This is a genomic window from Peribacillus simplex (assembly GCF_001578185.1).
In the GTDB taxonomy this organism is placed as follows: Bacteria; Bacillota; Bacilli; order Bacillales; family DSM-1321; genus Peribacillus; species Peribacillus simplex_A.
Window position 1 is genome coordinate 3,036,134 of record NZ_CP011008.1, and the last position, 15,206, is coordinate 3,051,339.

Annotated in this window: 15 protein-coding genes and 1 riboswitch; of the genes, 5 read left to right on the forward strand and 10 right to left on the reverse strand. The window is 39.4% G+C overall.

Features of this window, described 5'->3' with window-relative positions; all coding sequences use genetic code 11:
* Nucleotides 1–84: 84 nt before the first annotated feature.
* Nucleotides 85–183, reverse strand: a riboswitch (SAM riboswitch).
* Nucleotides 184–294: 111 nt separating this feature from the next.
* A complete protein-coding gene (locus tag UP17_RS14025) occupies nt 295–945 on the reverse strand; it encodes an MOSC domain-containing protein (protein WP_061463556.1) in 651 nt (216 codons plus the stop codon).
* A 516-nt stretch (nt 946–1,461) separates the two neighbouring features.
* Nucleotides 1,462–2,304 (reverse strand): non-homologous end joining protein Ku, encoded by an 843-nt coding sequence (locus UP17_RS14030; protein WP_061466108.1) that lies wholly within the window; start codon nt 2,302–2,304, stop codon nt 1,462–1,464.
* Nucleotides 2,305–2,453: 149 nt separating this feature from the next.
* Between UP17_RS14030 and ligD the strand changes: the two genes are divergently transcribed.
* Nucleotides 2,454–4,298, forward strand: a complete 1,845-nt coding sequence (gene ligD / locus UP17_RS14035; RefSeq protein ID WP_061463557.1) for a DNA ligase D — start codon at nt 2,454–2,456, stop codon at nt 4,296–4,298.
* 123 nt (nt 4,299–4,421) lie between these two features.
* Here ligD and UP17_RS14040 read toward each other — a convergent pair whose 3' ends face one another.
* The 6 genes from UP17_RS14040 to UP17_RS14065 form a co-directional block, all read right to left on the reverse strand.
* Nucleotides 4,422–5,780: an IS1182 family transposase gene (locus UP17_RS14040; protein WP_061462809.1), complete on the reverse strand. Its 1,359-nt coding sequence runs from the start codon at nt 5,778–5,780 to the stop codon at nt 4,422–4,424.
* 301 nt (nt 5,781–6,081) lie between these two features.
* Nucleotides 6,082–7,068 carry a diaminopimelate epimerase gene (gene dapF / locus UP17_RS14045; RefSeq protein WP_061463558.1) on the reverse strand — a complete coding sequence of 329 codons (987 nt, stop codon included), beginning with the start codon at nt 7,066–7,068 and terminating at the stop codon, nt 6,082–6,084.
* A 183-nt stretch (nt 7,069–7,251) separates the two neighbouring features.
* On the reverse strand, nt 7,252–8,553 hold the full coding sequence (locus tag UP17_RS14050) for an NCS2 family permease (RefSeq protein ID WP_061463559.1): 1,302 nt from the start codon (nt 8,551–8,553) through the stop codon (nt 7,252–7,254).
* Nucleotides 8,554–8,709: 156 nt separating this feature from the next.
* Nucleotides 8,710–9,282 (reverse strand): beta-class carbonic anhydrase, encoded by a 573-nt coding sequence (locus UP17_RS14055; protein WP_061463560.1) that lies wholly within the window; start codon nt 9,280–9,282, stop codon nt 8,710–8,712.
* Nucleotides 9,283–9,370: 88 nt separating this feature from the next.
* A complete protein-coding gene (locus UP17_RS14060; RefSeq protein WP_061463561.1) occupies nt 9,371–10,165 on the reverse strand; it encodes a hypothetical protein in 795 nt (264 codons plus the stop codon).
* 224 nt (nt 10,166–10,389) lie between these two features.
* Nucleotides 10,390–10,710 (reverse strand): DUF4870 domain-containing protein, encoded by a 321-nt coding sequence (locus UP17_RS14065; protein WP_061463562.1) that lies wholly within the window; start codon nt 10,708–10,710, stop codon nt 10,390–10,392.
* Nucleotides 10,711–10,935: 225 nt separating this feature from the next.
* Between UP17_RS14065 and UP17_RS14070 the strand changes: the two genes are divergently transcribed.
* The 4 genes from UP17_RS14070 (at nt 10,936) to UP17_RS14085 (ending at nt 13,879) form a co-directional block, all read left to right on the forward strand.
* The gene (locus UP17_RS14070) at nt 10,936–11,715 is read left to right on the forward strand and encodes an undecaprenyl-diphosphate phosphatase (RefSeq protein ID WP_061466109.1); all 780 of its coding nucleotides are present in this window, start codon (nt 10,936–10,938) and stop codon (nt 11,713–11,715) included.
* A 352-nt stretch (nt 11,716–12,067) separates the two neighbouring features.
* Complete coding sequence (locus UP17_RS14075; RefSeq protein ID WP_061463563.1) at nt 12,068–12,622, forward strand: GNAT family N-acetyltransferase; 555 nt, start codon at nt 12,068–12,070, stop codon at nt 12,620–12,622.
* Nucleotides 12,623–12,828: 206 nt separating this feature from the next.
* Entirely contained in the window at nt 12,829–13,221 is a 393-nt protein-coding gene (locus tag UP17_RS14080; protein ID WP_061463564.1) for a CidA/LrgA family protein, read from the forward strand.
* Complete coding sequence (locus UP17_RS14085) at nt 13,196–13,879, forward strand: LrgB family protein (RefSeq protein WP_081108829.1); 684 nt, start codon at nt 13,196–13,198, stop codon at nt 13,877–13,879. The genes UP17_RS14080 and UP17_RS14085 overlap by 26 nt, the downstream gene beginning before the upstream one ends.
* 33 nt (nt 13,880–13,912) lie before the next feature.
* Here UP17_RS14085 and UP17_RS26635 read toward each other — a convergent pair whose 3' ends face one another.
* Entirely contained in the window at nt 13,913–14,062 is a 150-nt protein-coding gene (locus UP17_RS26635) for a DUF2639 domain-containing protein (protein ID WP_081108830.1), read from the reverse strand.
* Nucleotides 14,063–14,114: 52 nt separating this feature from the next.
* Nucleotides 14,115–15,203 carry an undecaprenyldiphospho-muramoylpentapeptide beta-N-acetylglucosaminyltransferase gene (locus UP17_RS14090; protein ID WP_289320223.1) on the reverse strand — a complete coding sequence of 363 codons (1,089 nt, stop codon included), beginning with the start codon at nt 15,201–15,203 and terminating at the stop codon, nt 14,115–14,117.
* Nucleotides 15,204–15,206: the final 3 nt, after the last annotated feature.

Genomic DNA, 15,206 nt, shown 5'->3' on the forward strand with positions numbered 1-15,206 from the left:
AACAATCCTGTTTTTGTCGTTTTCTATGAGTATGAGAGAAAAGAAAAAAAACCTTCTCAAAGAAGAAGGTTTTTTGAAACATTCTCCTCATCTATCAAGCTCTGCTTGTTGGATTTAGCACCTTTGCCTAAGCTGGTTGCTGAGGTTTCTTCGGGCCAGTCCCTCCACCTCTCTCGATAAGATCCATTTATATAATTTTCACAAGATTTCAAAATTTGATTATATTTAATTTACATTAATAATCTGTCAATTTCAATACCTGATCGTCATTTTTTTCACTTTTGCAAAAATCATTCAATCTTTTGCAGCTTGAACTCTCTTTAATATCCTTTGTTTCCAGTCTTCCGCTAACGAATCCAGTTTAAGTAAAGCGTTTGCGCCTTCCAGCCCATCTCGTTTATGAAGGATCACCTCTGCTGCATAATGAACTGAAATTTTTTCTTGCAAACGATCTATTAGCACGATTTCGTTTTGTTTATTTATCGTTCCTTCTTGAAGTACTTTTGCAAAATAACCAGTGAAACTCGTTTTTAGCACGAGTTCCAAAAACTTAGGTTCTTGATTGAAGTGGGAAATGGTCGAACAAGGAATCCTCCCCTGGTTAATTTGAACAATCACTTCGCCTATTTGATAAATATCGCCGATATATGTTGATACCTCCGTCATCCCCGCTATGGTTAAATTTTCACCGAATGCAGGGATATCCAGCTTTTTAGAGAATTTTTCATTCCATAATGAATAATGCTCAAAGGGGTAAAAGCACAAAGCCCGATCAGGACCTCCATGGAACTTTACATTACCTACCCCATCACCAATTATGCCAGATCTAGTTACTATCACATTATCCCGTGCTTGTTTATCCATGGCTGAAAAGATATCGATATTTGAAAAATTTTCCTGTTTGGGCCTTCCGGCATGAAGCGATTTGATTTTTCCATTTTCCATTTTTAACATCATCTTCCGTTCATTTTAATTTATATCATCCCATATGTTTAAATTATACTAAAAATCCATTTTTTCTGTAATTATTTATGAGAATATAGTGGATCGGAACACAAAATCCCCCATGATCCGTTAAGCGGTCGAATATCATTGATTTCCAGAAAAAATCATAGGATAGTTTAGTAATTTTGTTGCTATTTCAGAATTAAATATGGTAGAATATGAACACAATATATAGTCGAAAACTACAACCGTTCGCCTATATGTTGATTTTCACGATTGAATTCCTCATTGTCGCTCTTTAGGGAGCGAATTTTTTTGCCTTCATTTGCATCCACTATTTTCTTTTAATCCCATTAATCGGATCACATCTTGATCCAATACCTATTTGTACATGCATTACTTATGTAATTTTAACGAATTATTTCTTTGTAAAGTCTTTCATAATCTTGCCATTCCCTTGGCTAAAACGAGCAAAAAGCCGAGCGACATAATGCGTCTTCCGCTCAGCTTCCTGTTTTATGCTTGTTTCTTTTTTTTCGGTGCCGCTTTCTTTCGGGCCGTCTTTTTCTTTTCCGGTTCATCATGTTTCGTTCGGTCAATGGATGCCTGTAAAGCCTCCATTAAATCTGTTACATTGTTGGAAACTGGCTCTTTTGTTTTGGCTGTAATCGTCGTTTGTCCCGTTTTCTTCGATTCAATCAATTCAAGTAATGCGGTTCGATAGTCATCGGTGTATTTTGCCGGATCGAAAGTAGTCGTTAATTGATCTATCAATAACACGGCAGTATCTATTTCCTTTTTTACAATGGTATCATTAGCAGGGATATTCGGTACATCCGCTGTTGAGCGAACTTCATCCGGATAATGGATCGTTTCCATCACCAAGGTATTATCAACGACTCGAATTACCGCCATTTGTTCTTTTGAGCGAATGATTATTTTCGCTAACCCTACCTTATCCGATTCCTTGAGGGCCTGCCTCAGAAGGGAATAAGCCTTTATCCCTCCATCATTAGGCGACATGTAATAACTCCGGTTAAAATATATGGGATCTATTTCTTCTATTTTAACGAAATCCACAATTTCCACGGCTTTTTCTTCGTTTTGTTTTTTCAGTTGCTCTAGTTCATTGTCTTCCAAGACAACAAATTTTCCCTTTGTATACTCAAAAGCGCGGACTATATCATCCTTACCCACTTCTTTCTGGCATACCGGACAAACTTTTTCGTATTTAATCGGTGAATGACATTCCTTATGCAACGTCCTTAAAGAAATATCCTTATCCTCCGTTGCAGCATGAAGTTTAATCGGAATGTTCACCAAACCGAATGATATGCTCCCCTTCCACATCGTATGCATATTCGTCACCTCATAACTTATTTTTAAAGAGAAGAACAATTTTATTATTCCCCTTTGTTCAAAAAAAACCGAAAAAACAATTGCCAACACTAACACTTCGTTTTTTTGGCAAAATAATGTTAATCAATTATTTGCGGAGGTAAAACTAAATGAAACCAATGCTGCCAACCTATTACCCTGAAGCCCCCACCTCCAAAGATTGGCGTTATGAGGTCAAATATGACGGCTTTAGGGCAATTTTAACGATAGACTCCGATACGATAAGCATCTCGAGTCGAAACGAGAAGGAATTATCACCACAATTCCCAGAAATCATTGCTTACATCAAAAATTTGGACCTGGAAGATTATCTCCCGCTACAGTTAGATGGAGAGTTGGTTTGGCTTACCAATCAAGCAAAGGCCGACTTTTTCCAAATACAGTGGCGAGGGCGCCTTGGGAAACAATCCTTAATTTCAGAAAAAGCTCATTTTTCGCCATGCCGGTTTATTGCGTTTGACCTGATTCGCATCAACGGAAAAGACATAGCTGCTAAACCTATGGAAGAACGAAGGGGATTCATGCTGAATATGGGTGAAGCACTTGGTTTTCCTATGCCGCCTGACCCCAACGATAAGGCTTTGATCCAATTAATTGAGAGTTTTGACGTTTTGGATAATGCCTTGAATAAGGTCATCCTATTAGATGGCGAAGGGGTTGTCGCTAAGGAAGTTCGGGGTACTTGGCAAGAAGGAAAACGTACTTCATCTTGGATCAAAGTGAAAAATTGGAAGACCGTTTCTTGTTTCATTACAGCATTGCACAAAGAAAATGGTTACGTTTCCCTCGCAGTTTTAAAAGAAGGTGCCGCAACGAAAATCGGAAGTGTTAAAAATGGACTGAGTGCTCAAGATAAAAGGATATTGCATGAGCTGATCAAGCAAAATGCATCAGATGAAGATGCACAATTTTTTTATATCCATCCATCCATTTGCATCGAAGTTCAATTCCTACACGTATATGAGGAAAATGAATTGCGTGAACCTCAGTTTTCGCAATGGCTTTTACAAACGGCTCCCGAAGAATGCACCTGGGAGAAATTCGTGATAGGCCAGTACACGTTTCCAGATACTGTACAAATAACCTCCAAGGATAAACCGCTTTGGATAACTGGTAGAAAAAAGGTGGTAAAAGTTGAATACCTCCATTATTTAAGAGAGGTTTCATCCTTCTTCTTACCTTTCTTAAAGGATAAACTGCTTACGACAATCCGTTATCCTCATGGCACTATGGATAAAGAAAGATTTTTCCAGAAAAACAAACCTGATTATGCGCCGGCCTTTATTAAAACGTTCATGGATGTGGATATCGAGTATATGCTGTGTAACGATATTGAAACGCTTCTTTGGTTTGGTAATCAACTTGCATTGGAATTCCATGCCCCATTTCAGAAAGCGGGTAAAACAAGACCAGACGAAATCGTCCTGGACTTAGACCCTCCTTCCATCGAATTTTTCTCATTGGCGATAAAGGCCGCACAGGAAATTAAAAAAGTGATGGAATCATTAAGGATAAAGGCTTTTGTAAAAACGTCAGGTAACAAAGGACTGCAAATTCACATCCCTCTGCCTGATGACAGGTTTACTTATCAGGAGACACGCATATTCACCGACTTTCTCGGCGACTACCTAACCAGTTCCAACCCAAATGATTTTACAACGGAAAGAATGAAAATAAATCGGCATAATCGACTTTACTTGGACTTTGTGCAGCATAGTGAAGGAAAAACCATAATTGTTCCTTATTCCCCACGCGGAAATTCTTTCGCGGGTGTGGCCACACCTTTGTTTTGGAAGGAAGTGGACGAAAGTCTCCAGTTGAAGGACTATACGATTGAAACCGTACCAAACAGATTAAAAAGGGAAGGGTGTCCATTTATGGATTACAGACTTGTCGATAATGGCCCAGCCTTTTTGGAAGTATTGTCGTTCCTAAAACAAAAAAAGACCAACTAATTGTTGGTCTTTCAGTTTGTAGACAAAAGGGGTTCGGAATTAAAAAATTCCGAACCCCTTTTTAAGATTCCCTTTGAATTTTTGCCTGAAGTTAGGAGATTGGGGCTCTACGAGCCCACTATGTTAGGCCATTTTTGGACCTCCCCATGTCCAATTGGCCATTTTCTTTAAATTAATGGCAGCGAAAGTAAGCATCGCCTGCATCGACAATTTTTTAAGTCCCCTTAAAGTTGTCCAACGCATACCATGCTTTTCTTTTGCATCTGCGAATACACGCTCAATCGTTTCTTTACGTTTCGCATATATAGTTTTTACATCTTGATGATGACGCAGATGATCTGCTTCTTCCACATGTGTTTGCCAAATATGCCGTGTCACCACTTTTTGATGGTCTTTGCTTTCTGTACACTGAGATAAAAATGAGCATGTCGCACAAGTGTGTTTGGGTGATTTATACTCGCGATAGCCCTCTTTATTGGTTGTTGAGTACTTTAATAGCTCTCCCGAAGGACAAAGGTAACAATCAAAATGTTCATCGTATACATAGTCCTGTTTGCGGAAAAATCCTTCTTTGGTGCGAGGACGTGTATAAGGTAAAGCCGGTATGATTTCTTTGTTAAATAGGTAGCTTGTAATCGCTGGTGTTTTATAAGCTGCATCTGCGGCAACGGCTTCCGGTTTTCCAATTTTCTCAATCACTTGTTCAACTAGTGGCTCTAAGATCTGACTGTCATGTATATTTCCAGGTGTTACAATCGTTCCCAATACAAAACCGTTGCGGTCTGCGGCCGCGTGGAATGAATAGGCAAACTGTTTTGTTCGTTCATCTTTCACATAGTAGCCACTCTCAGAATCCGTTGTACTTTCTTTAATCTCTTTGGTCTCTTCTTTATCAAATTTATCTGATGGAAAAGGCTTCTTTCCATGGTTTTCACGATCTCGATTGATTTCTTCTTGAAGACGCCCTTGATACGCTCGTGTTTCTTTACGAACGATTTTCTTTTCAAATTTCCGTTTATTCGCACTGGCTTTCACATGTGTGGAATCCACGAAAACGTGTTCAGCACTTATTAACTTTTTATTAGCAGCTGTCATTAAAATGCGATAGAAAATCTGTTCAAACAGGTCTGTATCTTTAAAGCGTCGCTCATAATTTTTCCCAAACGTAGAGAAATGAGGTACTTTATCATGGAAACCATAGCCTAAGAACCAACGGTAAGCCATATTAGTTTCAACTTCTTCAATCGTTTTACGCATGGAACGAATACCGAAGGTATATTGAATGAATGTCAGTTTAACTAAAATAACTGGATCAATACTTGGGCGTCCTACCTCTGAATACATATCTTTCACCAAGTCATAAATGAAAGTGAAGTCAATGGCAGCCTCTAGTTTACGAACCAAATGGTTCGGTGGCACCAGTTGATCTAACGTAATCATTTCAAGTTGATCTCGCTGAATAGAGTCATGTTTCGAAAGCATCCTCATCACCTCAAGTTTTAATACTTCTATTTTAAAACAAAAGCGACTCAGGGCAAAAGTGTTTATCTAAAAGATAAGACAAAGTTGATTGGAACGGAAGGTACGAGACTCCTGCGGGAAAAGCGCGTCTAGGGGAGACCCCGCAGGCGAAAGCCGAGGAGGCTCCCCGACCGCCCGCGGAAAGCGAGTGCCTGGAGTGGAAATCAACGGCCAAATTGTACAACTCATAAAAAATAGACAAACTCGTTTTCCTCGAGTTTGTCTACAGTCTGAAAGACCAACTAATTGTTGGTCTTTCAATTTATAATGTCGTTTTCAAATAACTTTGAACTTCATCCTGCAGCTTGGAGTATAAGCTTGTTTCCGATTCAAAAACCTGTTTTTCAAGCATTTTGAATTTTTCGGGCTGATCTAAGTTTATTTCAATCAATACCTTGAATTCATATGTTGCATTCCCGATTAAATCTATTGAATACTTTTGGCTTTCTTCATCATGATGGACGACGCATTTAACTTTTCCACCGTTATTATAGACAGATATTTCACTTTCCAACGAGTTAATTCCAACAGAGCATGTTACTAGGCTTGATGCTGACATCGCCGTTCCACATGCATTAGTGAAGCCTACTCCCCGTTCAAATGTCCGCACATAAATGCTCCCTGGTTCAAGCTCTTTCACAAAGCTGACATTGACACCATCAGGGAAAAGCGCATTCGGTTGATTGACCTTTGTCGAAAGGTCTGCCTGCAAATCACTTTGCAAAACGTCACTATCGACGAGAGTGATTAAATGTGGATTAGGAACCGCCAATGCCGAAAATAAAAGGGTATCATGAAGTTCCGGCATTGGTTCGTTTAGCAATTGTTCTTTTGCTAATACAAGAGGAAGATCCTTTACATTAAAACTTACCGGGGAAATTTCCACCTTGAAAGTCGGGATGCCCTCATAAATATCTTCCGTTTTCTCCACGAGTAGATTTGCCTTCATCGTTTCCACAATCATTTTATCGAGCCCTAGAACGTCGTTCGCATAACGCGCAACACAGCGAAGTCCATTGCCACACATCGAAGCTTCCGATCCATCCGCATTAAAGACACGCATCCGGCAATCAGCCTGTTCACTTTCCATTACAAACAAAATACCGTCCGCTCCAAGCTTTTCCCTATTGCATAGGGCCTTCGCGAAATTTTTTCGCTCTTCTTCAGTAAACGTCAAGGCCGTAGTCAATTCATCAATTATTAAGAAATCATTACCTGATCCATGGCTTTTTAAACCTTCAATAATCATCCTGTCACATCCTCTAATATGCTGCTAGTCATTTATCATTTTTTAATATTCTATATCATAGCATTTTCAGAATGGATGTGTCATCGAGTAATTCACAATAAATCCATTTTTTTCGTCAAAAATATACAATAAGAAGAGCGGTTGGAATAAGAGAGAACTCATTCCAACCGCTCTTCCATAATATTAACCGAGCATACTGATGATGAAATAGACGATAAACATTCCAGCACTCACATACATCGGGGCTGACACTTCTTTCGCCTTTCCGGTAACAAGCTTCAAGAACGGGTACAGAATGAAACCGAATGCCATTCCATCCGCGATACTGTATGTGAATGGAATGATCGTGATGATCATGATTGCAGGTATACTCTCGGTTAAATCGCTGAAATCCAGCTTTTTAATGTTTCCGAGCATCAAAATGCCAATAATAATTAAAATGGGGGCAATGGCGCTATCAGGGATCACTTTAATCACTGGTATAAACAGCAAGGATAGAATGAATAGCAAACCCGTCACCACTGAAGTAAAACCGGTTCTGCCTCCAGATGCGATTCCTGCTGCGGTTTCAACTGTTGCAACGGTAGGGCTCGATCCGAATATACCTGAAAATAAAACGGAAACACTTGTCGCCTGCAGCGACTTTTTATAGGCGTCCTGGCGGTTGATACTGTCTACATGCCCGTGTACAAGACCAATATTTTCAAAAACAAGAACCATCGTCATCGCAAATACACTTATCCAGAATTCAATTCGGTCCGCTTCCATGAACGATAATGAAAAGAAGAGATCGCCGTAGGAAGCTGTGTCTATGCCTGAAAAATGGATTTCCGATAGTTGAACCGTCCCGAAACAATAGGCAATAAGGCTACCTGCCAGGATGGTAATCATGAAGTTACCGGGGACATTCTTGATGAATAGCGTGATTGCCAGTAAAAAGGTTAACACCGTTGCACACACTGCTGGATCGCTTAAATCTCCCAATGCGACGATAGATGATGAACCTCCCGTGATTATCCCGCCCTTCTCGAGACCGATTAGCATCAAGAACAAGCCAAGACCAACAGATATGGCTTCTTTTATCGAACTTGGAATTGACTCACTGATTAACTTAGAGTATTTTGTAAAAGCAATGACTACAAAAATAACCCCTGAGATAAACACAGCACCAAGCGCCGATTGCCAAGATAGACCCATCCCTTGAACCATGGTATAAGCAAAAAGGGCATTTACGCCCATTCCTGGAACGAGGAGGATTGGGACATTCGCCCAAATTCCTATCATGACACAGCTTAAAGCAGATAAAAGAATCGTGGCAATCACTGCACCATTAACTGGTATGCCTGCTTCCGATAAAATCAGGGAATTCACGATGAGTATATAGACTATCGTAAAATAGCCGACGACTCCAGCAAGGATTTCACGCTTTCCATTCGTTCCATAGTCTGAAAAATGGAAAAACGCTTCCAAGTTTAATTTCTTCATGTTGTATCCTTATAAAATTTATCCCTCGCCCACCCGTTTGTATTAGTGACAAACTACACTTCGCGATTTTATCAAAAAAAAGGATAAAAATAAATAGTATGGCTTAAAATTTGAAAAAAACTGCCGGAAATAATCCCGACAGCTTCGATAAATATATTATTTTTGTTCTTCCGCATACCCATCGACTATCAATTCCAGCTTCCCTGTATCGGGTGAAATGATAAGACCATGTACAGGAATATTTTTAGGTATTAAAGGATGTCCTTTAATCACTTCCACACTTTTCTTAACACTTTCATAAACATCATCAAATCCGCGAAGCCAACTGCGAATATCTATTCCTGCAGCTCCAAGGGTATCGATGGTGCTCTGTGGAATATCACGTTCAACCATTTTCCCTACTACAGAATCTGCATCTACTGATGCCATTCCACAGTCATGGTGAGGTATGACGAATACTTCATCTGCCTTTAGCTCATAAATGGCAATCAGGATACTCCGCATGACACTTCCAAATGGATGGGAGACGATTGCCCCGGCAGTCTTCAGGATTTTGACATCGCCATTTTTGATATTCAAGGATTTTGGCAATAGTTCAACGAGCCGAGTATCCATACAGCTTATGATGACCATACGTTTCTCAGGGAACTTATCCGTTCTATACTTAACATAATCACCTTTTTCTACAAACTGTTCATTAAAATTAAGAATCTCATTAAGTAAACTCATATTTACCACCTTTTATTATGTAATCAATCTATGTATCCTTCTATAATTATATCAAATATTAAAAGGATTTGCTAAAGGATAACACTAGTCAATTTGAACGATGATTTAGAGTGGCTGCACAAAACCCAAAGACGATGATTTTAGGGATTTCATCAACATTGGATGAAAAAGAAAGTATGGGGGTATTTGTCTTGAATCGTCTCCCCCATTCCATAGGCATCCAACCTTCTTGGTATGAAACGATCTTTTCCCCATCTTTTGTGGCTATCTCAAAAGAATTCACACTCCCCGGCGTTTGAATGGGCATCCATTCTGTGCCGTCTTCCTTATATATCATTCCATTGATCTTCACGAATGAACGATTTTCTTGATACGATCCAATAAGGCCGCCTTGATCATCCATGATCGTCATTTTATTGAAAAGCCCTCTTTTGATATGGTACTTGGCTAACAAGCGCCCCTCATTGTCCACCAGTTCATATCGCTTGGCCAGGAGCATCGACAAGAAATTGGGAATCATCCACATGAACCACTTCATATTCAAATCACGTATCTCGCCCATTAGAGATCCATCAGGTGCAAAGAGAAGCAGCCGCAATGTCGGTGCTGGCATAAAAGTCAATAAAACATGTTCATTTTTTAATAACCCGGCATTCGTCCCGACGAATTCATCAGGCAATTCCTTAATTCTACTTTCATATATCCTGTGACTGATAAATTGGACAATACTAAATAAAATAAAAGGAAACGTTATCAATAGTATATTGCCAGGTATCAACGAAAAAATATGGCAAATGAAAAATACAACGGCCAAAACAAGAGATATCCAAGAGGCATTGAAATTTGAATTGCTCGTTTTTTGATAATATTCGCGTATATTCATATTCTGCTCTTTTCCTCACCCCTTACAAGAAAGTTTGCCGCCTTAAGCGAACATTAATTAGCAGTACTACAAGCCGCCCGTCTTTCACTTCCTAAAGTGCATTGAAGTTGTTATCATATTACTTTATTCGCTTTAATATGATCTATTCCCTTTTTAATGAAGGGCAATTCCCAACATGGTTCATATAAAAAAGGACTCCAAATACGGAATCCTTTTACATCATTCTATAAAATCCTAAAAATTAAGGGGAACCTGTAATCCGTTCCTTCATAAGCCCTTACAGCAGCAATGATGGTGAATACGACTAAAGCTATCCCGATAACCGGCAATAGCAAGAATCCAATCAATACTATAGTAAGTATCCCTGCAACTATTGAATATACAGTGTAGGAAATGAAAAAATTCAGGTATTCCCTTCCATGATAATCCACAAATTGTGACGAGTCCTTTTTCAATAACCAAATCACTAAAGGACCGATAAATGCTGTAAAAAAGCTGATTACATAAATAAGGGCAGCAAACACTTTCTCATCTTTAGTAGGCATAGTGTCTTCTCCTCCTCTCTCATATTAATAATTACGAATCAGTTGAAAAATAGTTTCATTTTCCTTTCATTATATTCGAAAAAAGTAAAAATGGACTGCCTTTTCTTCATGAAACCCTATTGGCAATACATTTAACGAAAAATCCGAACATGTTCATCCGTCTTGTGCATACAGATTAAATAATGGATTGTCCCATACCTTCTAGAATGGAGTGATGTTTTTTTGCTGAACGATTTTCAAGCCTTCATCCTTGGAATCATTCAAGGCTTGACTGAGTTTTTACCTATTTCAAGTACTGGACATTTATATTTAGGACGGCATATATTCCATCTTGACGAGGCCGGCATTTTTCTTGATACCATGCTCCATATCGGTACATTGCTGGCATTATTGGTCGTCTACAAGAATGACATTATTTCGGTTTTGAAAAACCCTTTCTCCAAAATGACTCTGCTTCTCATTGCAGGGACGATCCCTGCAGTGATTGCCGGCATTTTACTTGGGGATTGGTTTGATGGCCTTTCAAAAACAGGGGTGACCATTGGCTGGGAATTTTTAGTGACCGGGCTGATTTTATGGGTAGCGGACGGTGTAAAAAAAGGTGGCAAGTCAATTAATGAAATTTCCATTAAGGATGCCCTGATCATCGGTACTTTCCAAGCTGCTGCCATCATGCCTGCTCTTTCGCGTTCCGGCCTAACGATAGCCGCAGGGCTCTTTTGCAGGCTTGATAGGGCCACGGCAGCTTATTTTTCCTTCTTGCTTTCAATTCCAGCCATTACGGGGGGCATTATATTTCAGATGAAACCAATAATTACAGGAGAAGTTCAACGGCTTCCAGTCACTGCGCTTTTCGTTGGTACCCTAGCCGCAGCAATCTTTGGTTATATTGCTGTAGTATGGATGATCGATTTCTTAAAAAAGCGTTCACTGAAAATATTCTCCATTTATGTATGGGCCCTCGGGGCAATCATTTTATTCATGCAATTCACAGGGAAGTTTTAAAGGAAGCATCAAGTTACCCTTGAAAAATCGGGCGAAGAAATCAGTTTTTCATGAAAAAAAGCAAGCGTTTGCCTTCAAATTTCACCCTTCATAAAAAAGTTGAAATTTGACGAAAAAAAAAGGCAAAAAACCTATTCCCAAACCGATTTTTTTTTAGTATTATACCTTCGTAAGGGTCTTTTGATTTGTATAATTTCTGACAATAAAAATAGGGAAGGCAAATGGTGCGCCACCGGTTTCCGGTTCTAGTGGGTTCGATTCCCACCCCGAAATTTTTTGATGAACGACTTAAAAAATTTCGAGGGTGGGCAGCGACTACGCATAAGAACTGCCCTCAAACGGAGGGACGGAAATGTTAAAAAAGAGAGATTTCACAGATTGTTTTTCTCTTTATGAACAAATGACGCATCCAGATGTCTTCCCTTTCGTGCGCCATAAAGTAGATTCATATGAAGAATATGTTTTCATTACTAAGCAAACGATCGAGGCAGAAGATTCTGGGGAACTCATTTCACGAACAATCTTGGATGAATGGGAAAATCCCATCGGTTGTATTTCTTTATACGATATTGAAGATGGTGCAGGTTTCTTAGGCACATGGCTTGGCAAGCCTTTTCACGGGAAAGGGTATAATGCCATTGCAAAGGACGCTTTCTTTAAAGAGCTTTTTTTCGAGCTCGGTTTGGAAACAGTATTCATGCGTATTCGCAAAAAAAATATTCGCTCGATTAAAGCCGCGGAAAAGCTTCCCTATGCTGTTAATGCCAACGAAACAAGAAAGTCTCTCTATGATCAGATCAATCATGAAGGAGATATCTTCGATTTGTATGAAATCCCGAAAGATTTATACACCTTTCATATCCTTAGACAGCATGATGATGACGAACAGCAGTTACTTGAAGCATAAAACGAAAAGCATTTTAAGATGGCTTTGTTTATCTTTTCATATAATGGTCAGGAGCTTCCAATATTGGAAAGCTCTTTTTTCCATTTTCACAGGATGTTTAGGAAAGATTACTACAATTCCCTATTCATTTCAGGGATATTTTTTTATAATGAATACAATTGACCCATTCCAAAATATATTCAAAGAGTCATTGAAAGGACCTAATCATGAAAAAAACATTTGCTTTTATCGTGCAGCTTATCATGCTGCTCATCATTTGCAAGCTCGGCTATTATTTAGCCACTTTACTTCATTTACCTATTCCAGGCAACGTCATCGGCATGATTCTGTTATTCAGTTTATTACAGATGAAGGTTATAAAAGTTGAGTGGATCGATCTTACTTCAGGATTTTTGGTAAAGCACCTAGCCTTTTTCTTCATTCCAATTTCAATCAGTTTAATGACCATGGGATGGCTTTTCATGGAATTCGGTTTGCCATTGGCACTTACATTGGGAGTCAGCCTGATATTTGGATTCATCGTTTCGGCTTGGGCTGTTCAAAAGTTATCCAATAGAGGAGAGGTTAAGCGGCATGACAGCGCTCATCACAACATATAGCATCTTGATAACCATCCTTTCCTATTACATAGGAAGGAAAATATATGCTAAACATCCATCACCTTTTACTACGCCCGTATTTTTCAGTACGGTTACAATCATTCTCGTACTGCTGATCAGCGGTTTGAACTTCGAAGATTATTCACCGGGAAAAGACATCATCACCTATTTCTTGGGGCCAGCTACCGTTGCTTTGGCCGTACCACTTTATAAAAACAGGAAGATAATCGTTAAATATGCAATGCCGGCAATCAGCGGCATGATTTTTGGTCTTATGGTCACATTGATCATTGCCTTAGCCATTGCTAAAGCATTTTCACTTCCGCAGTTCATACTCCAAGGATTGGCGGTTAAATCAATTACAGTGCCAATCGCAGTAGAAATCACGGAACTTTATGGTGGTAATTCTAATATTTCAGCAGCCTTCGTCATTTTGACTGGGGTGCTGGGTACGATGATCGCTCCAAAAATGATGGATAAATTAAACATTACGATGCCCTTTGCGCGTGGTATCGCATACGGTACGATCGCTCATGGCCTTGGAACGGCTCAAGCCGCTCAGGAAAGTGAGTTTACCGGGGCAGTCGCAGGTGCGGCAATGGCTATTGCAGGTATCCTCATTTCCTGTTTCTTTCCGTTTATAAGTCATTTTCTATAAAAGAACCGCAACGTCAATGACGTTGCGGTTCTTTTATGATTTATCCTTTTGCAGGTCTTCATATAAACGTCTTAGAATATATGATTTATACAGCTCCAGCTTTTTTTTCTCGATTGGATGATAGTTAATCCCTGCGGCTTTTAATTGCTGAATGAACCATCCTTTAGAATATTCATAAGCCATTCTACCCCCTCCTCTGTTCGAAAAAGATATGCTTCAATGAGGGGATTGATACTTATTTTTTTGCAGTCATTACTTCAAGTAATAATTCATACATTTCCGCTGCCGTTTTGAATGGGCGCTTTTGACGCATTTTCTCCTGATAACCTTCCGATTGATTCACTAAATCCGCTAATGTTGCATGAAAAATCCCCTCATTTAGATCCTCTTCTTGAATGACTTTACAAAATCCCTGTTTTTCAAAGCTAGAAGCATTTAAGATTTGATCTCCACGGGATGCATTGGCACTTAGAGGGATAAGCAACATAGGCTTTTGTAAACCTAGGAATTCAAATATTGAATTTGAACCTGCCCTTGATACGACGACATCAGCAGCAGCCAATAGATCGAATAATTCTTCATGTACGAATTCAAAGGGAGCATATCCCCTTTGTTTCAATTCGTTTTTCACATTTCCCTTACCACAAATGTGAATAATTTGGTATTCCTTTAGTAGGGCATCAAGGTTATCTGTAATCAAGTTATTGATTTTTACAGCTCCTAGGCTGCCGCCCATAACGAGTAAAACCGGTTTGTTATTCGTGAATCCACAAAATGCTTTACCAGCAGAAGCGTTACCTGTAAAAATCCCATCGCGCAATACAGCGCCAAGATACATGGCCTTCTCTTTCGGAAGATCTTTTTCCGTTTCTTGGAAGGTAGTGAAAATTTTCGATGCAAGTGGCATCGCGATCTTATTAGCCAGACCAGGGGTATAATCCGATTCATGGATTGCAATCGGAATCCGCAGCATCCTGCCTGCCAAAACGACTGGAACCGAAACGAAACCACCTTTAGAAAAAATGAAATCAGGTTTGGTCTTTTTTAATATTTTTCGTGCATCAAAAATCCCTTTTATGACCCGGAAAGGGTCTTTCATATTTTCAACAGATAGGTAACGTCGGAATTTCCCAACGGAAATCGTTTCATAACGGACCTCGGGAAATTCCGTTTCGATGATATTTTTTTCAATGCCTTTTTTTGAACCAATATAAGTAACATCCCAATCATGCTTCAAAAATTCCGGGATGATTGCTGCATTAACAGATACATGACCGGCAGAACCGCCTCCGGTAAATACTATTTTCTTAGTCAATATTTCCACCTT